Genomic DNA, 22,946 nt, shown 5'->3' on the forward strand with positions numbered 1-22,946 from the left:
TATTTAATGGATTAACGACTAAATTTATCTTTGAAAATTTGATTACTTGGAATCCCAGCATCTGTAATTATTTTTTCCACTTCACTCATCATTGCTTCTGGACCGCACAAGTAAAACTCAGCCAAAAGCAGTTCTGATTTTTGGTTCATATACGGCAGAAGTACTTTTTGAACATAGCCTGAGTGCCCTTGCCATTCTTCTGAAGGATTAGAAAGAGTAGGAATATAAGAGAAGTTTTTATGCTTCTCACTCAGTGACTTCAATTCATTATGGTATAGCAAGTCATCTTCAGTTCGCGCACCATAGATAAGAGTCAAACCACTTTTATCTTTATGCTTTTTCAACTGTTCAAAAATAATAGACCTTAGTGGTGCAAGTCCTGAACCCGCACCTATAAACACGCGACTAACTTTTTTATTTGAAGTGGCATAAAAATCAGAAAAAGGGCCTTTTGCAGTTATCGTTTCACCTACTTGGAGTGAACCTAAATAACTTGAACCTATTCCTGCTTTAAAACCATTCTTTGCGGTCTGCCAACGGATATTAAACATTAACTCATCAGACTCCTCGTCAAAGTTAACTAATGAGTAGTGGCGAGTTGCACCGTTATGAGAAAATTTTCCATGATAGTAGCTATCCCAGTATTTTTCATAGCACTCTGGCATATCATCTGGACGTAAGCTATTCATCCCTGCTGGCACATCAAATTGCATATATGCACCAGCTTTAAATGCCAACTGTTTGCCTGATTTCAGCTTAAATTTCACTTCCTTGATAAAAGGAGTAATGAAATTAGTCGCAACCACAACTAGCTCATGATTTTCAATATTGCGATCAGTATTAACTTCAATTGAACTAATTTCAGAGAACCTATGCTGACATCCAAGCCGATAACCTTCCTTAAGTTGCTCCTGAGATAAATGTTCCTCTTCAGATAGTGTGATAGGTAATTTAGTTGAACTTAAGAACACGCATTTGCCACAAGTACCGCCACCACCGCAACCTGAAGGAAGGTATACATGTGAACTAGCTAGCCCTTCTAATACAGTTGAGCGACCAACTGCTGAGATGTCAGTAATAGTATTTTCATTGGAAAACGTCACTGCCACTTTTTGCCTATTAGTGCCCCAACCTAGCTTCAGTAAACCACTTCGATACTGTTGTATCAGCCAAGTAACACCAGTAATTGAAAGGAATAGCGTTGCAAAAGCAAATGCAATGATCAACCAATGGTTAAATCCTCCAGAATTGCCATAGTCCATAAAGTGAAGCTTCATCATCAGATCTTTCAATCTGAAATCATCATTGGCATGGCGAAGTACTTGACCTGTAATACTATCTAAATAAATAGTTGTATTGTTCTCATCCTCAACGGCAACTTGCCACATAGGATTTTGCTGCCTTACGTGATCAGAAAACGGAGGTTGAGATAACACTGGAGTAGTTAACTTACCCTGTCCTGAGTAGGAGTTTTTTGCCAAAGTTAGTACTTGTTCTTCAGACAAATTAAATGGCTTTCCTGTTACAGCATCAAATAGCTTTGAGTGGCGTTCTTGATAGCTATGCTGCCCCTTATCGAACACAAAATGATAGTAAGGCTGATGTAAAACCCATATAAGGTTTACTTCCTGCGGAGCATTACTAGTAATGTCTTTAATAGGGAATAGGTCAAAGCCTGTAATGCTACCTTCATGATGAGAATGAACTCTAAGTTCATTACCACTGGCTTTACTGTGATCCATCAAATTGAAGTAAAGGCCCGTTCCCAACCAAATAAGCAGTTGTAAACCAACAAATAAAGAAAGCCACTTGTGTATCGTTGTATTTAACTTAAATAGTCGCATCAAATGACTCTCTTTTTATTTGGGGAAAGCACTCGGTAATAAGTCAATACTGCGCCAGTAATTGCTCCCATTAGACCTAGAGTTGCGACCAAGAACAAAAACCAGTTAGATACGTTTTCTCCATCATAGTAATCCATAATGTGGAACCGCCACATCCAATCAAACAATCGCCAGTAATCATGACGCTTGGCAACAAGTGATCCTGTTTGTTGACTTATATAAAATGTCGGTGTGGAGAATTGCTCAAACGTCACTCTCCAAACAGGTAAATGCCTTGGGGACAACTCAGCAGGCAAGTTTGTCGCTGACTTAATCAACCTTATGCTGTCGATTTGATGATTCAGCACATAATGGTATTGTGCGATTTCTTTAGCCTTGGTTTCATCTACAAGGGCCTGAACAGCTCCAGTTTTAGCATCTATTGCTACTTTTCCATTTTCTCCATTAATAAAAGAATACAAAGGACGGCCCATACTTTGAGTAAGTGTAACTTGGCTAGCTTTAGGATAATCCGCAGCTAGCTTTACAATGGAGTAATCCATACTTGCTAAATCTATTTTGGCTTCCTCACTCTTAGCCAAGGTTTCGCCGTGTATATAGTGAATATCCATAGTCACCATATACACACCAGTAATCGACCAGAAAAGGAATTGTATCCCTACAAATGCCATTAGCCATTTATGGTACTTCCTAGCTTTTCTAAGCATTGTTTTTTAGCTCCGAGTTAGAAAGTTCCTTGTTAAAGGCGTTTACTTCGGGCTTTTTAACGATTGAATAAATCGCGGGTAAAACAATTAGGGTTAGCAGGACTGCACTTGTCATCCCACCTACCATTGGTGCAGCAATACGACTCATTACCTCAGAGCCTGTTCCTGTACCATATAAAATAGGCATTAGGCCGATAATGATTGTCGCTACTGTCATCATTACAGGACGAACACGTAATCCAGCACCGTGCAATAAGGCATCTTGATATTCATCTTCTGAGATGAGTTCTGCTCGCTCTTTCGCTTTTTCCTTAAGTTCAGCGAGCGCCTGATTGAGATATACCAACATTATTACGCCAATCTCAACAGCTACTCCAGCCAGAGCAATAAAGCCTACACCAACTGCTACAGAGAAGTTGAACCCTTCTAAATACATCAACCATAACCCACCGATCATTGCCATCGGTAAAGTCACAATGATGATCGCAACTTCGCTAAACGCTCTGAAGTTCAAATAAAGCAAAATAACAATAATGGCGAGCGTCAATGGAACAACGTAAGTAAGCTTGGCTTTGGCTCTTTCCATATATTCGTATTGACCAGCCCAAGTAATCGAATAACCTGCTGGTAATATAAGATTTTTAGCTAAATGCTCTTTTGCACTTTCAACATAAGTACCTACGTCAACGCCCTCTATATCAATGAACGTCCAACCATTAATACGTGCATTTTCACTCTTGATCCCCGGAGGGCCTACTTCTACTTTTATTTCAGCTACGTCACCTAGTGCGATGCGTTGTCCATTTGGAGTGACAACAGGCAAGCGCGACAACTGCTCTGGAGAGTCACGATAATCTTGTGGGTATCGCAAGTTGACAGGATAACGCTCTTGACCTTCTACTGTTTGAGTGACATTCATCCCACCAATAGCAGTTGAAACTACTTGTTGTACGTCATCGATGTTTAATCCAAAACGACTTGCTTTCTCACGAGAAATATCAACTTTGATATATCGTCCACCTGCAACTCGTTCAGAATAAACTGAAGCGGTTCCTGTCACCTCTGGTAACAATTGCTCTATTTGTTGCCCTATCTCTTGAATCGTATTTAAATCAGCTCCTGCTACTTTAATACCTACTGGCGTTTTAATACCTGTTGCCAACATATCAATACGAGTTTTGATTGGCATAACCCAAGCATTCGTCAAGCCCGGAAACTTAACCAACTTATCAAACTCAGCTTTTAGAGATTCTGTTGTAACTCCCTCACGCCACTCTTCTTGAGGCTTCAACTGAATGAAGGTCTCAATCATAGTTAGAGGCGCGGGATCAGTTGCAGTTTCAGCTCTTCCTACTTTACCAAATACTGTTTCAACTTCTGGCACTGTTTTAATTAGCTTGTCTGTCTGCTGTAGAATTTCTCTTGCCTTACCAATGGAAATTCCCGGATAGGTAGTCGGCATATACATAAGATCGCCTTCGTCTAAAGGAGGAATAAATTCACTACCAATTTTATCGACAGGCCAAAAACCAACAATCGTCACTAATATTGCTGCTACTATTGTCGATTTAGGAAACTTCATAACTTGCTTTAAAACAGGCATGTAGATAGCAATAAGCAGTCTGTTTAAAGGGTTTTTCTTTTCTGAAACAATTTTTCCTCGAATAAAATACCCCATTAAAACAGGAACTAATGTTATCGCTAAGCCTGCTGATGCGGCCATTGCATATGTTTTTGTGTAAGCAAGTGGAGAAAACATTCTTCCTTCTTGCGCTTCCAAAATAAATACTGGCAAGAATGAGACTGTAATGATGAGCAAACTAAAAAATAGTGCTGGACCGACTTCACTTGCAGCTTTCGAGACTATTTGCCAACGATTTTCATCCGTTAGCGGTGTCTTTTCCATATGCTTATGCATATTTTCAATCATCACTATTGCGCCATCTGTCATCGCACCAATTGCAATAGCGATACCACCTAATGACATAATATTCGCATTGATACCTTGCATATGCATGATGATAAATGAAGCTAAGATGCCAATAGGTAGAGTGACAACTGCAACAATCGAAGATCGCAAATGAAACAGAAATGCAACACATACAATCGCGACGACAGCAAGCTCTTCGAGCAATTTACTCCATAGGTTTTCTACCGCCTCTCCTATTAAGCCAGAGCGATCATAAACCGTAACTATTTCAACTCCTTCGGGTAAACCTTTTTTTAACTCTTCTAATTTGGCTTTTACTCCATCAATAGTTTTTTGTGCGTTTTCACCAAAGCGCATAACAACAACACCACCAACGACTTCTCCTTCACCATTTAGTTCAGCAATGCCTCGTCTCATTTGTGGACCTAGGTTGACTTCCGCCACATCGCCAATGGTAAGCGGGGTTCCTTGTGCGTTAACACCAAGAGGGATCAACTCTATGTCGGAAATACTTTTGATATAGCCAGTTGCGGTAACCATGTACTCTGCTTCCGCCATTTCAACAACTGAGGCACCTGTTTCTTGGTTACCACGTTTAAGTGCCATTTGAATGTGACTAAGTGGTATACCGTAGGCTCTTAATTTATCGGGATCGACTTGTATTTGATATTGTTTAACCATGCCACCAACAGCAGCAACCTCAGAAACTCCCGGTACAGTTTGCAATTCATATTTTAAGAACCAATCTTGAATACTACGCAATTGGCTAATATCTAAGCTGCCCGTTTTGTCTACAAGGGAATATAAATAAACCCAGCCAACGCCTGTGGCGTCAGGTCCTAGTTGTGGGCGTGCGGTAGCAGGTAGCGAAGGGGCTACTTGACTTAAATATTCAAGTACTCTGCTCCTTGCCCAATATAAATCGGTGTCTTCATCAAAGATGACATAAACAAAGGAGTCTCCAAAAAATGAATACCCCCGAACTGTAATAGCCCCCGGAACTGACAGCATTGCTGTTGTTAAAGGGTAAGTAACTTGATCTTGCACTACTTGTGGTGCCTGACCGGGATAATTCGTTTTAATTATCACTTGAACATCAGAAAGATCTGGTAATGCATCAACTGGTGTATTTTTAATTGAGAATAACCCACCACCAATCAAAATTAAGGTAGCTAAGATGACAAAAAAGCGATTACCTATCGACCACCTAATAATTGATTCAATCATTATTTATCTCCTAACTTAATGATTTGAATGGTCAACAGCACTTTTAGGTTCATGCTTTAGTTGCTCATTTGATTCAAGATAGATTTCAGTGATAACCAAATTATTTCTCACCTCAAAAGTGAAAGTGACGTTATCACCAACATTGAAATCAACTATTTCTATATTGTCCGCGACGATAAAATCCATCGTCGCAGCAGGTCTATCCCATTTCTCTATTGGGCCTCGGCTAATATTTAGAATACGCGTATCAACATTAATCGCATTGATTAGACCTGATACTGTTGCAAAAGATACTTCTTCACTCATATCAGCAGACTCACTCATGATATGAATTCCAGTAATTTCATATCCACCATCTTCGGTTTTACTCACCTCAAAGTGCAAAGATTGACCAGACTTTAATGAGTCAATATCAACTTTTTCAGCCACAGTAAAATCCATAACCATCTCAGGCCAATCCCAAGCTTCAGCGGGGCCGTGACTGATATTAACCATGCGATGCCCAGTCATAACACTATTAACATCACCTTGCATCCAAACAGAGTTGGGCACTTCATCGTGAGTCATTCGTTTAAAGTCAGAGCTTTTACTTGATTCAGAATCAATCAAGAATTGAGCTGATGTCACCACAACATCATCTTCATTAAGGCCCTCTAAGATTTCGATACTATCGATATCAACACGGCCAATAGTCACTTCAATAGATTTAAACTGGCCATCCCCTAACGCAAGTACAACTCTGTCTTGTTTACCTGTTCGAATAACAGCTTCTTTAGGCACAAGTATGGTGCTATCAGCTTGATTAGCGTGAATAGAGACTTGTGCGAACATGTTTGGTTTTAATTGATAGTCAGGGTTGTCAAACTTCAACCTCACTCTGAGTGTGCGTGTTTTACTGTTCAAGGTTGGATAGACATAATCAACGACACCAGCCCAGTCCTCACCGGGTAAATAGTCAAGTGTCATTGATACAGGAAGTCCCTCTTTAATTAAGGCTGCGTCACGTTCAAACACTTCTGCTTCAACCCAAACTTGATCTAGCTGACCAATGCTTAATATGGTGTTTCCCGGCTTTACATAAAAACCCTCTCTAATCTTCAAACCATCAACAACACCTGCCTGAGGGGAGTAAAAGGTGATGTTTTGCTGAACCTTTCGTGTCTTTTCTAGCTTTTGAATAAAGTCTGCTGAAAGCTGTAACGCTTTAAGCCGATCTTTGGCCGCCGCAATTAAGGAACTATTATTGCGCTTTATAGCTATTAATAGTTCTTCTTGCGCGTTAACTAGCTGAGGAGAATATAGTGTATATAGAGGCTGCCCTTTCTCAACAGGATTACCTGCGGCTTTGACGTAGAGCTTTTCTATCCAACCATCTACACGTGGATGGATGTGAATTAGCTTATCTTCATCATATTGAACGTAACCTACGGTTGATATTTCAGTATGCATATTTTTAAGCTCAACAGGAGCAGTGCGAACCCCAAGATTATTCACTACATGAGGCGCGATTTTTACGGCTCCGGGGCCAAAGTCATCACCAGATGATCCTTCTTCATACACAGGAATTAAATCCATACCCATAGGCGACTTACCGGGCTTGTCACGACGGTAATTAGAATCCATCGGTGCAACCCAATACAGCGGTTTTTTCTCTCCTGATGTAGCTTCATTGCCATTACCGCTTGAACCTGTACCTTGATATAAACTTAATGCTCCAGCACCTAGTGCTGCCCCAATGATGATGGCGGCTACTAGTTTCAAATTTGGTGTTTTAGTATTCGTTGACATTATTTTTCTCCAAATTGCTGATTGGATAAGTGTTGATTCATTCTGTGCGAAGTGTGCATTGGCTTATGCTCAGCATTTGAGTTAGTTTGAGAGTACGAAAAGAAATAGTTAATGCGAGCAACTGTTTTAAGTGCGTCAACATCAATTTTTAAGGCTGCTATTCTGGCATTTAATTCTGCGATTCTTGCTCGAACAACTTCGGCAAAATCACCATCATCGTTGGTGTAAGCCGTCAATGACGCTTCAGCTTGGTCATGCGTTTGTTTGAGAAGTTGTTTTTGATAAATAGACTGCCTGTCAGATAAACGTTTAAGCTGTCTAAGCTCCTTTTCCACCGCACTGATCATTTGTTTTGTCAGCAATAATTTCTCGGTTTTTATAGCTTCTGAATCAGCAATAGAAGCTGCAACTTGCTTATCTTGTCTATTCTCAGTGAACAAAGGCAAATCAAACGTTACCCCAACAGAAAATAAATCAGCTCGGCTATCACCAGAAGGCATATTGTCACGATAGGCATAGCTCGCATTGACACCCCATTGCGGCTCATATTGCTGTTTGGCTAACTCAACTCCTTTTTCTGAAGCTTTGCGTTTTACATCAATTGCAAGTATGGCTGGATGATTAGCAAGTTCCTGAGCCAATAGATTTCTTGAGTAATTAGATGCTTTTAGGACTGTTGGATTATTCAGAGTAATTGCAGGTAACTTTTTAGAAACCCTAAACTCTAATGGTTGCGCGTCAAAGTTGAATGATTCATTCAAACGATCCGCATCGTAAATATGAAGCCACTCATTGAGACGAGCGATTGTCGTTTCTAGTTTCTGCTTTTGCGAAGTTAATCTGTCATCTAACTGCACGATTTCCAACTGAGCACGAATAACATCTTGCTGTCTAGTTTTACCAACAACGTTTGAATAGCTAGCTTTAGCCACTTCCGCCATCTGCTCAAAAAGAGACCAATCATCTTCAATCAATTTAATAGTTTGTTGGGCTAAGTAAGCATCTAACCAAAGTTGTGACACTTGGCTTTTCAACTTAGCTTTACGATCCTCTCGTAACAGTGGAAATTTCGTGGACTCAATTTGTAACTGGTCTTTCTTGATCTCTAGACTGTCGCCTCTCGGAAACATTTGAGAGACGCCAACCTTTAGCTGAGTCATTCCTTCCTGATCTAAATCCCAAGTATCTGTTGGTAAATTCATTATCCCTAGCGATACTTTCGGATCAGGCAAAGTACCTGAAGCAATACTTCTATTTTCAACTGCACTTTGTTTCAACCGGCTACCATGAAGCCAAGGATCATTTTGCTGAGCTAAGGTGATAGCTTGTTCAAGCGACACTACTTTCTCAGCTTGAGCTGAGAATACAGATAAGCCGAGTATTAATGCAGTTGAAAGTGAAGTAAGGTTTGAAGAGTTCAATTTCATTAGAATTGCTCCTCGTATGTTTTAACTTTTGCATAGACTTTGCTCGTTCCATCTTTAAATAGAATTAACACGTTGTATGGCATAAAGCGGTCATCGACTTCCATACCGGGAGAGCCAACTGGCATTGCTGGAACTGAAAGCCCAATCGCATTGGGATGTTCTTCTGATAAGAACTGCTGAATAAATTTAGCAGGTATATGACCTTCAAAGGCAAATCCATTTCTACTCACTGCCGTGTGGCATGAACGGTAATTAGGTTTGATACCATACTTAGTTTTGATGTTGCCGATGTTTCGGAAATCTTTGGAATGCGCAACGTTCCCTTTGTCTTCAATATGAGTTATCCATTTTTTACAACACCCACAATTAGGGGTTTTATAAACGATTAACTCCAAAGGTGTTACGTCGTTATTGTGTGCATGGTTATGTTCGTTGGCGTTTGCAAACGCAGGTGAAAGCAGCATTACTACTGCTATTTTTAAATACTTATTGATCATTTTTGCCCCCAGACATCGCTGGAAAATATCTATAGCGCTACGACGCTATATTGACTAACAGAAAAATTAATTACATGTGCGCGAAATTTGGACGCACTAATCCTGTATTAGGCAAAAATTGGTGGACGATAAAGGGAAGTGGAAATTGAATGAGGTTGTTTAGATTGCAGAGCAGCTACAGATTCACTGAATATTTGAATATCTGTCGAATCAATACTGGAATTTAGGACTGTCGTAGATGAGCAAGCATTTGCAGGACAAATACATTCAACGTCACAACAATCTTCTGATTGACCATTACTGCTTTTATTCATATCACCATGATCCATGTTCATGTTCATGTTCATGTTCATGTGTGATTCATGAGAACCTGATGACATTTCGCAAGGCATAGCAGAATACGCAAATGCTTGCCCTACAAAGGCAAACAGCATAAGCGTTATCACTAAGACTTTTGAAAATGCTTTAGACATAAAATTCTCATAAAAATATACATGTCTATGCTAATACAAATTTTCGAATAAGTAAATTGATGTCATGTAAACATTTATGAATATTTGACTAACGTCAACTTTTTCAAAGAGGTAAGTGACAAATAATAATCTCATCAGACTTCTTATCTTCGTTATTCAATGGCTTTTATTTTGAGACTTAAGTTGCTCTCTCATTTCTAAAACTCGATCTACCGAATAAGCTCCCGCCCTCATAACAACCAGTTCAACAAACGAAATATCAATTAACTTATGGTCAGCATCAATCACATAACAACTCTCACTATGTGTGTATATTTCTAACTTATCCTCATCAGCAGATTTGCTAACAATCTTTGAAGTTACCATTTGCTCAAATGGCCGAAATCTGAATGTTTCATCGTCAATAACAACCCCTGACAAAAACTCCCCAAGAAATGATTTTTCAAAGTCTTTATAGTCATAGACCGAGAGTATGTAAGCATCCTTTAAATATGTTTTGTCCATTTGTTACTCCCTACTAATAGCCAGCAGGGAGCATTTCTCGCAACTCTAATAGCTCATTTGGAGAGTACATACACTCATGCATTAAATTGAACTCAAATACATCTACATCAAACTTTTGGGGTTCTGCATCTAAGATATAAAAGTCAGCACCAAAAGTTCTATATTCAAGACCGTTTACTTCCATGACTTTCGTGGAAAACAAAGCCTCACCTTTTTTACCGTTCTTACTATCCTCAGCAAAAGTAGCGTAAAGCACCTGTTCAACCTTATCTTCTAAGTCAGATTTAATTGAGATAAGTGTTGCGTTAGTTAGTTTTACTCTTGGTCTCATGCTTTTGCTTCCTTCTTATCTTCTAGGCAAAACGGGCGGAAAAAACTAAGGTACTTAACTCCATTAACTTTTAGTAAATTGTTGTCAGCATCAAAATGTGACAGAACGCTAGACTGATACAACGAAATATATTTTTCATAATCGATGGTGTTAAAAAAATTGGTATCGACACGTCGTGCATGGAAAACAAGAGCTTGCTGATCGATACGAACAATGAACTTTTGATCACCATCTAGATTTTTAACCTGTAGACATAAATCAGGTTTGTGCCAATCAGATACAAAGGAAGGAATCAGTGGGAAGCCATATACCAAATAGCGCATACCTTCGATTTTGAAGGTTGTTGGATTGAACTGAGCCTTATTTACTTTGCCGCTACGGAATAATTCAAGTGTCAACACCAGCCAGTGCTCATGCTTAGAAAATGTATTTCCTTCAGAAATACAGCCTTCGAACTCACTATCATGGTTTACATGATTGATGTACATGTATTGTTTAATGTCATTCAAGGAAAGCTTTTCAACCGGAAACTTTGAAGCTATGAGCCTGAAATAACAACCATGAACTTTTAAATCTGCATATTGAACTATCAACGGATCATCAAAAGCATCGAAATATGGTCGCCACTCCAGCCTAAAGTCAGCACCAGTGTTTACAATAAACTTGGCATCTTCTGGCAACCCTAATACTTGGTATATCACTGAAACTAACTCTAATGTTTCGATATCTACCAGCATCAGGCTTTCAATACGGTTTGCCATTGACTCAATTTCTTTATGAAGCGATTCAATAATTTCTTGATCATCGTATTCATTGATCATTAAGTATTTCAGGGAATCGTGCTTTAGAATTGAATCCAGTTTTTTCTGTTCAAATGCTTCAGTGAGGCTATTATGGGTATCAGAAAAATGAGGGCAGTTATAAACACCTCTAGCCCACAGGCCTTGGGCGTAAAGATCAGGAAACTCTAATAACTCAGCAAACTCTTTTGCTTGTTTATTGAGTTTATTCTTTAATTGATAAAGTGAGATCATTTAGTTCTCCAAACAACTTTCTAATAAACAATGGCCTACCAACACATTGCTTTATTTATTGTTCAAATAACCAAATTTTTACGGATGCTCCGCTTCACTGTTCACGTTTTTCAAGGCGAAAAACATGTGTAGGCGTAGGCTGTCCGTTCAGCCTTCTTATTATAATATCGCCAAAAAACAAAATGACAACTTACGTATTTGTACAACTTTAGGTAGATATTTTGAGTTTGAACTCTGAAAAGCTAAGCCCAAACAAGGATACGACCATCTCTTCATTTATATTGGAGCCGGGAAATTTTTTTTCAAAATTTCCAATAATGCTATCTAGGTGGCTAGCTAATATTTTTACTAAAAATATTTCCGAGTTTGGTGAGAGTGCAGACAGTGCTATCAATGGGTTGTCAAAGGATTCAGCTTTTATTTTTACTAGTAAATCGCTGTAACTGTCACAGCCATATAGACAAATAGCTGCCCCTTCTTGGGCTTGTCCAAGGGGAATAGTTAATAATTTAGATAATCGTTTTGCCTGCCTTTTTATATTTACTAGCAGGTCTTCTTTTTTAAAAGACATCAATACACCAAAAAACGGCAACGCTAGGCCACGCACCTATGTCACTCAGTTTTTATGTGAATATTTAATCTTTTAGTTCAGAGTAAATCCATTTCGTCCTGTTTTCGTGGGAACGGGCTTCTCTGAAAAGCCACTGCAAAAAGCAGTGGCCATTGTCGCAATATTATAAGGAAATGTGAATGGTAGTTTGATGCCTACATATTCTTTTCAGTGAATTCAGCCAAGCTACTACGCTCTACTTCATCAAAAATCAGCACTGATCCTTTTTCATAATGACGAAACACATTAACAGCCGCACTTGCACCAGAAGAAGCAGGTGTTACAAACTTATCGTCAATCTGGGCTAGGTTGCCCAATACGATTGTCCGACAATTTTTGCCACCGCGACTAAGCATTCCTTTAATTTGAGCACGGGTCATATTTTGTGCTTCATCAATTATTAAAACAGCATCGTCTATTGAACGGCCACGAAAATAAGCCATACTGGTAAATTCTATATTAGCTCTTTCGATCACATGTTCAACTGTAGCGTGAATATTTCCTTCATGATTATCATCCGAGTGCATCGAAATTAATGCGTCAGTAATACCTGCCAGAAGAGGCATTGATTTTTCAGTTAAATCCCCCGGTAAGAATCCCGGATCGTCGTCCATAAAGTCTCTGGAGCGCACCACAACGATTTTTTTGTACTTTTTCAACTCCAATACTTGATGCAGCGCCGAAGCAACTGCCAAAAAAGTTTTTCCGGAGCCAGCAGGACCAAGGATGATATTTAAATCATAGTAAGTGTCTGTTAATTGGCTTAAAGCTACCGCCTGACGCTGGTTTTTAGGCAATATGCCCCATATCTTTTCTTGCTTACGCGGCAATAATTTTGTGTATACCTCAGTATCTGTTACTTCTGAAATCCGGCCAATGTGTCCGGCTTCATCGTACCAATACATGTTTGGCTGAACTTCATCGTTGAACAAGCTTATTGGGAATGTATAAACCTCTCCTGAGACTTTGAAATCTTTATCTGATTCAATTCGATCAAAAAGATCGCCTTCAAAAGCCTGTACTCCTGTGTATAAAAGATCAATATCTGATATTTGATTATCTACGGCAACGTCCTCAGCCCTAACCCCAACTGTTCGAGCTTTCAATCGCATATTAATATCACGGCTAACAATTGTTACGTCTTTATTGAGTTCTTTTTGAAGATATAAAGCATAATTAATTATTCTGTTATCAGCATCACTTCCTATCCCGTGCTTTAACTCCTTAGCCAGATCCAATTGAGTGTCAATTCCAATGAAAAGCTTTCCTCTCTGGGCTGTTTCGGTAGATGGTAAAGGAATACCTATTTCCATTTCCTCGGCTGTATGTCCATTTATAATGTCTTCAAGCATTCTAATGCACATACGGGCATCGGCACTTACCGATTTATTAGTTCTTTCTTTCAGGTTATCAAGCTCTTCAAGGACAGTTAGACAGATGTAAATATCATCTTTGTAGCTAAAAATAGATTTTGGATCATGTACTAATGCAGATGTGTCTAGTACACGAGGATTTCGATTATCAATAGAGCTTTTCATTACGCAGCCTCCCAAAAGATTGAATCGTTGCTAGGCTTTGTGTTGTACTTTTCTTGTAAATTACAAATTTTGAGTAAAGGTTTATTGTTGAGAGACTGCTCAGAGTAGCTAAGGTAATCAATTTTTTTGGAAATTCTTTTTACTTTTTCTACAGGCCAATAAAAACAAGGGGGTAAAAACTTTAAAATACCCCCAATTCGGGGTTGTAAAATAACAACGGCGTTTTGAATGCTACGGCCGCGCATAAAGTTCACCGATTTAAACTGTACGTTGGCTTTTTCCATAATGTAATTACGGCTCGAAATCGGGTTTTCATCCCCTTTATGCAACACCTCTAAAGTATCGGTAATTGCTGCTAACCAAGGGGCCATTTTCTCTTCTTCAGTACCGGGTAAAAAGCCAATTGATTCAGCAATTTCTGGCGTGTTACGGGTGACTATAACTTTATCGTAAATGCCTTTTTCAATGATCATTTCAAGGGCACTGGCAAGAGCAAGCAAAGTTTTACCACAGCCTGCTGGGCCCGTTAAAATCACTAGTTCTATACTTGGGTCAAGTAGCGCATCAAGTGCCATTCCTTGATACACATTCTTAGGTTTTACACCCCAAGCGGTATGGCTCATCAAACGCTCAACACTAATATCTTTTAAAGTAATTTGTTTATCATCGTAGCTTGTTACTCGAGCCGCAAAGTGATCACTATCATCTAAAATATATTCATTGCAGAACACATCACTAATCGTATTTTTTGCTACGTGGTGATAAGTATCTCGGCCTTGCTGCTCAGTTTCACACTCACCAACCTGTTGCCAAAAGTCTCCGTCAATTTTTTTATAGCCGCTGGTCAGTAAGGCTATGTCGTCAATTAATTGGTCTGTTCTGTAGTCTTCAACAAATTTAAGGCCGGCTCCCTTCGCCTTGAGGCGCATATTGATGTCTTTTGTTACAAGCACCACTTTGCTGTCGCTGTGCTGCTTTTGCAAATGCACTGCACAATTGATAATACGATGGTCATTTTCGTTGCCTGGTAAACCCGAAATACTGTCTGCAAATAAGTGATCATTAACGATAATTAGGCGGCCACGAGACTCTGTTTTCGCCTTTTTATTACTCGGCAGTGCCACCCCTTGCAACATCTGCTCAGGAGACGCGTCTTTTAACACTTCATCTAAACCACGAATAGCAACACGGGCGTCACGACTAACATCGTGTTTTCTATCTTTAATATGGTCAAGCTCTTCTAATACTGTCATGGGGATAACAACATCATGCTCTTGGAAAGATAAATAAGCGAGGGGTTCGTGGAGTAATACATTGGTATCGAGCACATACATTTTACTATCAAGGTTCGAAGCTTTTTCCATAGCACTTTCCTTACGTTTTATGATTTTTATGCTATACCCAATAAACTAAACAAGCGGCGGATGAAGCTATGATTTATTCGTTAGGTATATACTCAGTTTAGTCTATTTACGACAAAAGTCCTTTTTATGACAAACAAATATACAATTATTTAACTGGTTAAAATATATACAGATTTCACTAATATTTTCACCCGTAAAAATGACTTAAAAAGGTTGACTAAATTTAATTGTGTGCGGCGAGTTTACTACCTTGAAGTAGCATGGCGTTACAGGTAACATAGCCGCCTTTTTTCTTCATAGACGAGACATACATGAATTTTTCCTTAGGTCAGCGTTGGATCAGTGATACAGAGTCAGATTTAGGATTAGGCACCGTTGTTGCCCTTGAAGGCCGTCAGGTCAGCATTTTATTTCCAGCCAGTGGAGAAAACAGAGTTTATTCTTTAACTGAAGCACCTGTTACTCGTGTCGCATTTAATCCAGGTGATATTATTCGCAGCGTTGAAGAATGGGAATTAGAAGTCGAGTCTGTTGAACAGCAGGGCGAGTTACTATGCTATCACGGCACTCGCGTTGATAATGGTGAAAAAGTCCAGTTAAAAGAAACCTTTTTAGATCACTTTATCAAATTCAATAAACCACAAGACCGTTTATTTGCAGGTCAAGTAGACCGTTTTGACCGCTATACGCTTCGCTACCAAACTTGGCAGCATCAATTTGAGCGTCAACAATCACCTTTAAAAGGCTTAATTGGCCAACGTGCAAACCTTATTCCACATCAGCTTTATATCGCCCAAGAAGTGGGTAAACGTTTTGCGCCACGCGTATTACTTTCTGATGAGGTGGGTTTAGGTAAAACCATTGAAGCGGGTATGATTTTACATCAACAAATCATCAGTGGCCGCGCTAGCCGCGTATTGATTGTTGTGCCTGAAAATCTTCAGCATCAGTGGTTAGTAGAAATGCTACGCCGCTTTAACTTACGTTTTTCTATTTTTGATGAAGAACGTTGTGATGAAGCATTTGCAGACTCACCAAACGTATTCGAAACAGAACAGTTAGTACTTACTAGCCTTGAGTTTTTAAGCAAGAAAAAACGCTGGTTTGAGCAAGCAACTCTGGCTGATTGGGATTTATTAGTTGTCGATGAAGCACACCATTTAAGTATCAATAATGGTAAGCCAAGCACAGAATATCAACGTATGGCAGAGTTAAGCCAAGACATTCCGGGCCTTATCTTATTAACAGCAACGCCAGATCAACTTGGTCACCGTAGTCACTTTGCACGTTTGCAATTACTCGACCCAGATCGTTTCTATGACTACGATGCGTTTGTAGAAGAAGAAAGTAACTACAAAGAGGTTGCCGAAGCAGCCAACCAATTACTGGGTGAAAAAGGCCTTGATGATACATCTCGAGCAACTTTAAAAGAGCTATTAAAAGAAACCGACATCACTGACCTTTTAGCTAACGCAGAGCAAGGTGATGAAACGGCGCGTAACGAAATTCTATCAATGCTCCTAGACCGCCATGGTACAGGCCGTATTTTATTTAGAAATAGCCGCAGCGGTATTGATGGTTACCCAAGCCGTAAGCTTCATGCTTATCCAATGGCAATGCCTAAACAATATAAAACGGCAATGTCGGTACTAGGTAATATGGGCGGCATTCAAAATGCTGAGCTAACTGCACTTCGTGCTTTATTCCCTGAAAAAATCTTCCAAGAGTTTGAAGGTGAAAATGCCAGCTGGGGTGCATTTGACCCACGTGTTGATTGGTTAATTGAAACACTTAAAACCCTTAAGCACGAAAAAGTACTGCTTATTTGTGCTAAAGCCGAAACCGCACTTAGCCTAGAACAAATTTTACGTGAGCGTGAAGCAATTAAAGCCTCGGTGTTCCACGAAGGCATGTCGATTGTTGAACGTGACCGTGCAGCGGCTTACTTTGCCGATGAGTACGACAGCGCACAAATTCTACTTTGTTCTGAAATTGGTTCTGAAGGTCGTAACTTCCAATTCTCGCATCACTTAGTACTGTTTGATTTACCACTTAATCCAGACTTACTCGAGCAACGCATTGGTCGTCTTGACCGTATTGGTCAAACGCAAGACGTAAACATCCACGTACCGTATTTCGAAAACACCGCACAAGAAGTATTACTTCGATGGTACAACGAAGGTTTAGATGCGTTTGAAACAACATCGACAACAGGACAAATGCTGTATAAAGAGTATGGCGAAGAACTACTTGAGTTTATTGGTGCACACAACTGTGACGAAGAAGAGCTAGACCCACTACTAGAACAAGTTGCCAGCCAAAATGCTAAACTTCGTAAACAAATGGAAAGTGGTCGTGACCGTTTATTAGAGCTGCACTCAAGTGGCCAAGGACGAGCCGAAAGTCTTGTTGCTGATATCGAAGAGTTAGATGATCAATTCACGCTACCAAGTTATATGATCAATGTGTTCGACACCTTTGGTGTAAGCCAAGAGGATAAAGGTGAAAATACCATCATCTTAAAGCCAACTGAGCACATGCTAAATCCATCTTTCCCATGCTTGAAAGATGATGGCATCACAGTAACGTTTGATCGTAGCACCTCGCTTTCGCAAGAAGACGCGCATTTCATCAGCTGGGACCACCCTATGGTGCAAGGCAGCTTAGATATGATTTGTGATGATGACTTTGGTACTGCCTCTGTGGCGTTACTGAAAAACAAAAAGCTACCTGCTGGTACCTTCTTTGTTGAGCTCATTTTCATTGCTGAGGCGATGGCGCCTAAAGCACTTCAGGTTGGCCGCTTCTTGCCACCAACGCCAATTCGTATCTTATTAGATAAGAGCAGCAATAACTTAGCCGACAATGTTGCCTTTGATGCCTTCAACCAGCAGTTGTCTGCAGTTGGTCGCCAAACTGCAAGTAAGTTAGCCAGTGCGTTACAAAGTGCCATTCACCCAATGATCACCAGTGCACAAGGCATGGCACAAACTAAGCTTGAAACACTCCGTGCGGAATCACTAGAGAAAATGCAAACAGCCCTTGGTGAAGAACAAGCTCGTTTAACAGCACTTAAGCAAATCAACCCGAATATTCGTGACGAAGAGCTTAGCTTCTATGATAAGCAACGCAGTGAACTCACTACTTACATCGAAAAAGCCCAAGTTAAACTGGATGCTATTCGTTTAATTGTCGTTTCACACTAACGTTAAATAGCTAAACTCAAAACTACAAACGCGATGCGCTTTCACATCGCGTTTTTTATGCCAAACAAAACAAGGGGAAAAAATCAGAGTCCTACTTGTTAGCATATACTCGAAAACCAGCCCTGCCATTGTGTATGCGCTCATACTCCTTTAAAATAGCGCCCTTGCATATCATCGAGGCTGGCTGTGTTACTCAATTATAATCCCCCAATGACACCTTATTTAAGTATTGTTTATCAAGATGATGACTTGCTTATTGTTAATAAACCAAGTGGTTTACTTACTGTGCCGGGAAAAGATCCAAAACACGCCGATTGTCTTATTGCTCGCATTAATCGCGTTTTTCCAACGGCGAAAATTGTTCACCGCCTTGATATGGCAACCTCAGGCATTATTTGTTTAGCCATGCACAAAGAAGCACATCGTAATTTAAGCATTCAATTTCAAGATAGAAAAACTGCGAAACGCTACATTGCTCGTGTATTTGGTAAGCTTGAGCAAGAAACTGGTTCGGTAGATTTACCACTTATTTGTGATTGGCCAAACCGACCAAAGCAAATGGTTGATCACGACAATGGCAAACCGTCATTAACCCACTTTAAAGTGCTTGAGTATGAACAGAATGCAACTCGCGTCGAGCTGACCCCTATTACAGGGCGCTCTCACCAACTACGTGTGCACATGTTGTCTTTAGGTCACCCTATTTTAGGCGATAAGTTGTATGCGCACCCCGAAGCATTCGCCATGGCTTCTCGCTTACAACTGCATGCCGAAATGCTAACCTTAGCTCACCCTGCCAGTGGTGAAACGCTTGTTTTTGAGGCAGCTCCTGAGTTTTAAGACAATTAGCTAAATATTTTACCAACACTGCCGATAGTTAATTTAATCACTGATTTAATTTAAGACTCAGGAAATTTCGGCATGAAGTTAAAACCCGCACATTGCTTAGTTTACGCAGCCTGTTTTGCGTTGATGGGTAATGTGAATGCTGCCGATTTTATTAAACCCACCCCTTGGTCAAGTTTGGTCACTAACGATATTCAACGCTTTTTACCAAGTGATGAAGTACGTACTCTGCTTGCCGGTGAAGATGAGTTTATTAGTTTATATCGCCAATCTATGGCAGCGAGTCAACGCGGAATTGTACTCATTATTCCTGATTGGCAGCATGTTCCAACTAATAATGCCGGAATCAACTTTTTACGTAAGCAGTTAAATGAAATTGGCTATGCGACCCTTGCCATGACCATGCCTGACATTGACTGGCACCCTGCTGATATAACGATGCCAGAGCCCACTGAGAATTCTGAAACTGAGTCAACAACACAAAATGACCAGCAAGCTGACTCAGCTCCACCAGCTAAAACACAACAAGCACCTCATTTTGTAACTGGTGAACCAAATATTAGCGAAGCAGTGCTTGATGATTACAAACTAAAGTTAATTGCTAGATTCAATGCCTTGTATAACAGTGCCATGGATGAAGGTGGCAATATTATTGTCGTGGCGCAAGGTGCCAGTGCGGGGCTCTTGATTGAGCATTATGCTAGCTTTCCAAATAACGAACTAAATGCCTTTATTAGCTTAGGAAGCTATTTACCTAACAGTATTCGTAACCAGCATCTTAATGCCACGCTTTCAACTATCAGCCCACCATTACTGGATATTTTTTACAGTGAAGGTAACCCTGACACTCTGCAAAGCGTAAAAGATAGAAAACGTTGGGTTAGAAAGCACGCAAAATATGACTACCGACAAAGAGAGTTATTTGGTGTGCCTTCAGAGCCAGAGCAGCACGAAAGGCTACTCAAAGAAATTGATGGCTTTTTACGCCGCCTTTTTTAAATATTCATAAGCCGCTTGAATATCTTGGCTTTTCTTTACCGCTACTTCCATCATGTGTTTTGGTAAACCTTGCGATACTAATTTATCGGGGTGATGCTGAGCCATGAGCTTTCGATAGGCAACTTTAATATCTCGTGCAGAAGCATCACTGTTTAAGCCTAAAAGAGCCAATGCCTGCGCGCGATTCATACCATTATTAGGTGGCACACTGTGCCCTCTTTGTTCACTATAACTGCTGCGACTTTGATGGCCATGTTGGCGTTGCTGCTCATAAAAGCGCTGTTGTTGCTGGCGAAATGCAAACTCAGCTTGGTAGCGCTTTAACAAAAATGCGAACTGGGTGCGCGAAATACCTAACTGCTTGCTCACCTCTTGCAATAGCTGCTTTTCTTGCTCTGCAAGGTGGCCATCAGAAAAGGCCATTTGAATTTGGATTTCAAGGAATAATTGCAATAAATCATGGCGTCGAGCAAAGCGCTCTTTAAAGTCATGAACGGTTTCTTTTAATGAAAAATCTGTTTCTTTACCACTACGAAAGGCATCTTGTGCTTCACGACGTTCATCACCCGATAGCCTCATTTCGTCCATAAAGACACTGGCAGCTCGAATATGAGTTTCACTAACACGACCATTTGATTTGGCAATATGCCCCATCACCGCAAAACAACTAGAAAAGAAAAGCGCTTGACGTTCGTTAATATCATCGCCTTTAAACAAACCAGAAAACCCACCGGCTTTATCAAAGTCTTGTTTTAAGCTGCGATCGAACATATGGCCTAAGTATAAGCCTAGTAAGGCACCGATGAACTTGCCAAACATAAAGCCAAAACAAAAACCAAGTACTTTTCCCCACATAATTGGCAAACCTCTGTTGTTATTGCAAAGCGAAACGCTGATTGATTTCGTCTAATCTGGCTGGTGTGCCAATGTCATCCCACTGACCTAAGTAAAGCTCCGTTGATGCTTGATGTGCACTGAGCTTTTCACGCAAAATTGGTCCAAGTGGACGAACACCTTCGGTTAAACCATTAAAAAAATCAACATGGTAACGACTTATACCTGAAAAAGTATACTTTTGGCTATCAGGACTTAAATGACTAAGGGCAAAATCACCATCAGGATTATGAGCAGGATTTTCAACAAGTACGATGTGCGCCTCTCCCGCTTGCAAATGAATCTGCATCAACGAAGTCACATCGTAATCAGTATACACATCACCATTTATGACAATAAATTGCTCACCCAATAACGGCAATGCTTGAATGATACCACCTGCGGTTTCAAGCCCCCCCGCCTGTTCTTGACTGTAAGTGATCGATACACCAAACTGCGAGCCATCAGCAAAATACTCTGTTATTTTGTCGCCCTGCCATGCAAGGTTAATGACAATGTCGGTAATGCCTGCTTGACGTAAATTATTAATATGATGCTCTAATAATGGCTTGCCATTAATCCTAAGCATCGGCTTTGGCATTGTTTCTGTTAGCGGCATCATACGCTTACCGCGCCCAGCCGCTAGGATCATTGCTTTCATTTCATCTCTTTTGTTAAGCGCAGCTTGGTACGTGGAATAACAGTGTGTTCTATCCACTGACCAAGTGCTGTTAACTCTGGGTATTCTTTGCTTACATTACTAATGTATTTAAGGGTTGGCAGTACATTATTCAAATAACCAGACTTATCGTCACGAAGTTTTAAGCGGCAAAATATACCTGCTGCTTTTAAATGACGCTGTACACCGGTTAAATCAAACCAACGTTTAAACATGGCAAATGAGGTGTCTTGCAATAACTGTTGCTGATTAAACTCGTCATATGCGTAATGCAAAAGATAGTCGAGCTCTTGCTCAGGTAACTTGAAGTAGCAATCTCTTAATAACGAAACAAGGTCATAACACACAGGCCCTTGTACAGCATCTTGATAATCAATGATCGCCCATTGCTGCCCTGTGCGCATTATATTGCGACTATGGAAGTCTCGGTGCACCGTCACAATCGGTTGTTCAAGCGCATTGTTAACTAATAACTCACAAGCTTGTTGCCACATTTGCTGCTCAGCAACAGAAAGTTGCTCACCAATAAAGGTATCAACTAACCACTCTTTAAAAATACTCAGTTCAAACTGTAAAAACTCACCATCAAATACTTTCATGTATTGAGCTGGCGGTATTTGTGCCCACTGCGCACTTAACTTTATTAGGTGTTTGTAGTGTAAAGTGCGGTCTTCATCGCCTAGTAAATCAGCCAAGTGTGTATTGCCTAAATCACTAAGTAAAAAGAAACCTTGTTTTTCATCAGCCTGAAGAATTTTAGGTAATTTAAAACCGTGCTTAGAAAATACCTTGTTGAGCTCTATGTAAGGCGTGTTGTCTAATTTGTTGGGGTCTGAGTCCATGACAATATAGCTCTGATCACTTGTATTTACGCGGAAATAACGGCGAAAGCTCGCATCTCCAGTGATGGCGGCTAATTGATATTCATCCTCTTTAAAGTGAGGATTTAAAAACTGCTGTAAACTTTTATAACGATTCATTTAGTAAGATATCTATTTTTCACTAAGTCAATTACTGTATTTGCCATTGTTTTCCTTTATTATGTCTAGCTTATATCCAACCAAAGAGC

Annotated in this window: 19 protein-coding genes; 3 read left to right on the forward strand and 16 right to left on the reverse strand. The window is 40.1% G+C overall.

The features are described from left to right. Window positions 1-11: 11 nt before the first annotated feature. From ACSFVZ_RS13995 to ACSFVZ_RS14055, 13 genes are all read right to left on the reverse strand, one after another. On the reverse strand, window positions 12-1,844 hold the full coding sequence (locus tag ACSFVZ_RS13995; protein ID WP_239977239.1) for a 2Fe-2S iron-sulfur cluster-binding protein: 1,833 nt from the start codon (window positions 1,842-1,844) through the stop codon (window positions 12-14). Further along, window positions 1,844-2,551, reverse strand: a complete 708-nt coding sequence (locus ACSFVZ_RS14000) for a hypothetical protein (RefSeq protein ID WP_008109638.1) — start codon at window positions 2,549-2,551, stop codon at window positions 1,844-1,846. The genes ACSFVZ_RS13995 and ACSFVZ_RS14000 overlap by 1 nt, the downstream gene beginning before the upstream one ends. Next, entirely contained in the window at window positions 2,544-5,708 is a 3,165-nt protein-coding gene (locus ACSFVZ_RS14005; RefSeq protein WP_074988939.1) for an efflux RND transporter permease subunit, read from the reverse strand. The genes ACSFVZ_RS14000 and ACSFVZ_RS14005 overlap by 8 nt, the downstream gene beginning before the upstream one ends. 15 nt (window positions 5,709-5,723) lie before the next feature. Further along, window positions 5,724-7,496: an efflux RND transporter periplasmic adaptor subunit gene (locus ACSFVZ_RS14010; protein WP_075594016.1), complete on the reverse strand. Its 1,773-nt coding sequence runs from the start codon at window positions 7,494-7,496 to the stop codon at window positions 5,724-5,726. Next, window positions 7,496-8,923, reverse strand: a complete 1,428-nt coding sequence (locus ACSFVZ_RS14015) for a TolC family protein (protein ID WP_235378252.1) — start codon at window positions 8,921-8,923, stop codon at window positions 7,496-7,498. Before ACSFVZ_RS14015 ends, ACSFVZ_RS14010 begins: the two co-directional genes overlap by 1 nt. Further along, window positions 8,923-9,420 (reverse strand): DUF411 domain-containing protein, encoded by a 498-nt coding sequence (locus tag ACSFVZ_RS14020; RefSeq protein WP_063528221.1) that lies wholly within the window; start codon window positions 9,418-9,420, stop codon window positions 8,923-8,925. The genes ACSFVZ_RS14015 and ACSFVZ_RS14020 overlap by 1 nt, the downstream gene beginning before the upstream one ends. Window positions 9,421-9,527: 107 nt before the next feature. Then, window positions 9,528-9,893, reverse strand: coding sequence for a hypothetical protein (locus tag ACSFVZ_RS14025; RefSeq protein WP_290209146.1), 366 nt, complete (start codon window positions 9,891-9,893; stop codon window positions 9,528-9,530). Window positions 9,894-10,049: 156 nt separating this feature from the next. After that, entirely contained in the window at window positions 10,050-10,397 is a 348-nt protein-coding gene (locus ACSFVZ_RS14030; RefSeq protein WP_045979609.1) for a hypothetical protein, read from the reverse strand. A gap of 13 nt (window positions 10,398-10,410) precedes the next feature. After that, a complete protein-coding gene (locus ACSFVZ_RS14035; protein ID WP_045979610.1) occupies window positions 10,411-10,728 on the reverse strand; it encodes a hypothetical protein in 318 nt (105 codons plus the stop codon). Then, window positions 10,725-11,762, reverse strand: a complete 1,038-nt coding sequence (locus tag ACSFVZ_RS14040) for a hypothetical protein (RefSeq protein WP_239977233.1) — start codon at window positions 11,760-11,762, stop codon at window positions 10,725-10,727. Before ACSFVZ_RS14040 ends, ACSFVZ_RS14035 begins: the two co-directional genes overlap by 4 nt. 208 nt (window positions 11,763-11,970) lie before the next feature. Continuing rightward, window positions 11,971-12,333 (reverse strand): hypothetical protein, encoded by a 363-nt coding sequence (locus tag ACSFVZ_RS14045; RefSeq protein WP_016708261.1) that lies wholly within the window; start codon window positions 12,331-12,333, stop codon window positions 11,971-11,973. A gap of 194 nt (window positions 12,334-12,527) precedes the next feature. Beyond that, window positions 12,528-13,910 (reverse strand): PhoH family protein, encoded by a 1,383-nt coding sequence (locus ACSFVZ_RS14050; protein WP_016708262.1) that lies wholly within the window; start codon window positions 13,908-13,910, stop codon window positions 12,528-12,530. Continuing rightward, window positions 13,910-15,274, reverse strand: a complete 1,365-nt coding sequence (locus tag ACSFVZ_RS14055) for a PhoH family protein (RefSeq protein WP_235381755.1) — start codon at window positions 15,272-15,274, stop codon at window positions 13,910-13,912. The genes ACSFVZ_RS14050 and ACSFVZ_RS14055 overlap by 1 nt, the downstream gene beginning before the upstream one ends. A 311-nt stretch (window positions 15,275-15,585) precedes the next feature. Between ACSFVZ_RS14055 and rapA the strand changes: the two genes are divergently transcribed. The 3 genes from rapA (at window position 15,586) to ACSFVZ_RS14070 (ending at window position 20,325) form a co-directional block, all read left to right on the forward strand. After that, the gene (rapA, locus tag ACSFVZ_RS14060; RefSeq protein WP_435559102.1) at window positions 15,586-18,480 is read left to right on the forward strand and encodes an RNA polymerase-associated protein RapA; all 2,895 of its coding nucleotides are present in this window, start codon (window positions 15,586-15,588) and stop codon (window positions 18,478-18,480) included. A gap of 186 nt (window positions 18,481-18,666) precedes the next feature. Next, window positions 18,667-19,320 (forward strand): bifunctional tRNA pseudouridine(32) synthase/23S rRNA pseudouridine(746) synthase RluA, encoded by a 654-nt coding sequence (rluA, locus tag ACSFVZ_RS14065; RefSeq protein ID WP_135923569.1) that lies wholly within the window; start codon window positions 18,667-18,669, stop codon window positions 19,318-19,320. Window positions 19,321-19,401: 81 nt separating this feature from the next. Continuing rightward, window positions 19,402-20,325, forward strand: coding sequence for a DUF3530 family protein (locus ACSFVZ_RS14070; RefSeq protein ID WP_135923568.1), 924 nt, complete (start codon window positions 19,402-19,404; stop codon window positions 20,323-20,325). On the opposite strand, the gene djlA is transcribed toward ACSFVZ_RS14070, so the two are convergent. Genes djlA through ACSFVZ_RS14085 form a run of 3 tightly spaced genes read right to left on the reverse strand, consistent with a single transcriptional unit; the run spans window position 20,308 to window position 22,857 of the window. After that, the gene (djlA, locus tag ACSFVZ_RS14075; RefSeq protein ID WP_435559104.1) at window positions 20,308-21,180 is read right to left on the reverse strand and encodes a co-chaperone DjlA; all 873 of its coding nucleotides are present in this window, start codon (window positions 21,178-21,180) and stop codon (window positions 20,308-20,310) included. The two genes, ACSFVZ_RS14070 and djlA, sit on opposite strands and share 18 nt — an antisense overlap. A gap of 19 nt (window positions 21,181-21,199) precedes the next feature. Continuing rightward, window positions 21,200-21,859, reverse strand: a complete 660-nt coding sequence (gene murU, locus ACSFVZ_RS14080) for an N-acetylmuramate alpha-1-phosphate uridylyltransferase MurU (RefSeq protein ID WP_435559105.1) — start codon at window positions 21,857-21,859, stop codon at window positions 21,200-21,202. Next, window positions 21,856-22,857: an aminoglycoside phosphotransferase family protein gene (locus tag ACSFVZ_RS14085; RefSeq protein ID WP_295508111.1), complete on the reverse strand. Its 1,002-nt coding sequence runs from the start codon at window positions 22,855-22,857 to the stop codon at window positions 21,856-21,858. The genes murU and ACSFVZ_RS14085 overlap by 4 nt, the downstream gene beginning before the upstream one ends. Window positions 22,858-22,946 lie beyond the last annotated feature (89 nt).

This window comes from Pseudoalteromonas nanhaiensis (genome assembly GCF_051235485.1).
Taxonomy (GTDB): Bacteria; Pseudomonadota; Gammaproteobacteria; order Enterobacterales; family Alteromonadaceae; genus Pseudoalteromonas; species Pseudoalteromonas lipolytica_C.

Coding starts and splice junctions, on each gene's coding strand:
- ACSFVZ_RS14070 (WP_135923568.1), top strand. CDS start 19,402: ATGAAGTTAAAACCCGCACATTGCTTAGTTTACGCAGCCTGTTTTGCG.
- ACSFVZ_RS14045 (WP_016708261.1), bottom strand. CDS start 12,333: ATGTCTTTTAAAAAAGAAGACCTGCTAGTAAATATAAAAAGGCAGGCA.
- murU (WP_435559105.1), bottom strand. CDS start 21,859: ATGAAAGCAATGATCCTAGCGGCTGGGCGCGGTAAGCGTATGATGCCG.
- ACSFVZ_RS14055 (WP_235381755.1), bottom strand. CDS start 15,274: ATGGAAAAAGCTTCGAACCTTGATAGTAAAATGTATGTGCTCGATACC.
- ACSFVZ_RS14015 (WP_235378252.1), bottom strand. CDS start 8,923: ATGAAATTGAACTCTTCAAACCTTACTTCACTTTCAACTGCATTAATA.
- ACSFVZ_RS14000 (WP_008109638.1), bottom strand. CDS start 2,551: ATGCTTAGAAAAGCTAGGAAGTACCATAAATGGCTAATGGCATTTGTA.
- ACSFVZ_RS14010 (WP_075594016.1), bottom strand. CDS start 7,496: ATGTCAACGAATACTAAAACACCAAATTTGAAACTAGTAGCCGCCATC.
- ACSFVZ_RS14085 (WP_295508111.1), bottom strand. CDS start 22,857: ATGAATCGTTATAAAAGTTTACAGCAGTTTTTAAATCCTCACTTTAAA.
- ACSFVZ_RS13995 (WP_239977239.1), bottom strand. CDS start 1,844: ATGCGACTATTTAAGTTAAATACAACGATACACAAGTGGCTTTCTTTA.
- ACSFVZ_RS14035 (WP_045979610.1), bottom strand. CDS start 10,728: ATGAGACCAAGAGTAAAACTAACTAACGCAACACTTATCTCAATTAAA.
- ACSFVZ_RS14005 (WP_074988939.1), bottom strand. CDS start 5,708: ATGATTGAATCAATTATTAGGTGGTCGATAGGTAATCGCTTTTTTGTC.
- ACSFVZ_RS14030 (WP_045979609.1), bottom strand. CDS start 10,397: ATGGACAAAACATATTTAAAGGATGCTTACATACTCTCGGTCTATGAC.
- ACSFVZ_RS14020 (WP_063528221.1), bottom strand. CDS start 9,420: ATGATCAATAAGTATTTAAAAATAGCAGTAGTAATGCTGCTTTCACCT.
- ACSFVZ_RS14040 (WP_239977233.1), bottom strand. CDS start 11,762: ATGATCTCACTTTATCAATTAAAGAATAAACTCAATAAACAAGCAAAA.
- djlA (WP_435559104.1), bottom strand. CDS start 21,180: ATGTGGGGAAAAGTACTTGGTTTTTGTTTTGGCTTTATGTTTGGCAAG.
- rapA (WP_435559102.1), top strand. CDS start 15,586: ATGAATTTTTCCTTAGGTCAGCGTTGGATCAGTGATACAGAGTCAGAT.
- ACSFVZ_RS14025 (WP_290209146.1), bottom strand. CDS start 9,893: ATGTCTAAAGCATTTTCAAAAGTCTTAGTGATAACGCTTATGCTGTTT.
- ACSFVZ_RS14050 (WP_016708262.1), bottom strand. CDS start 13,910: ATGAAAAGCTCTATTGATAATCGAAATCCTCGTGTACTAGACACATCT.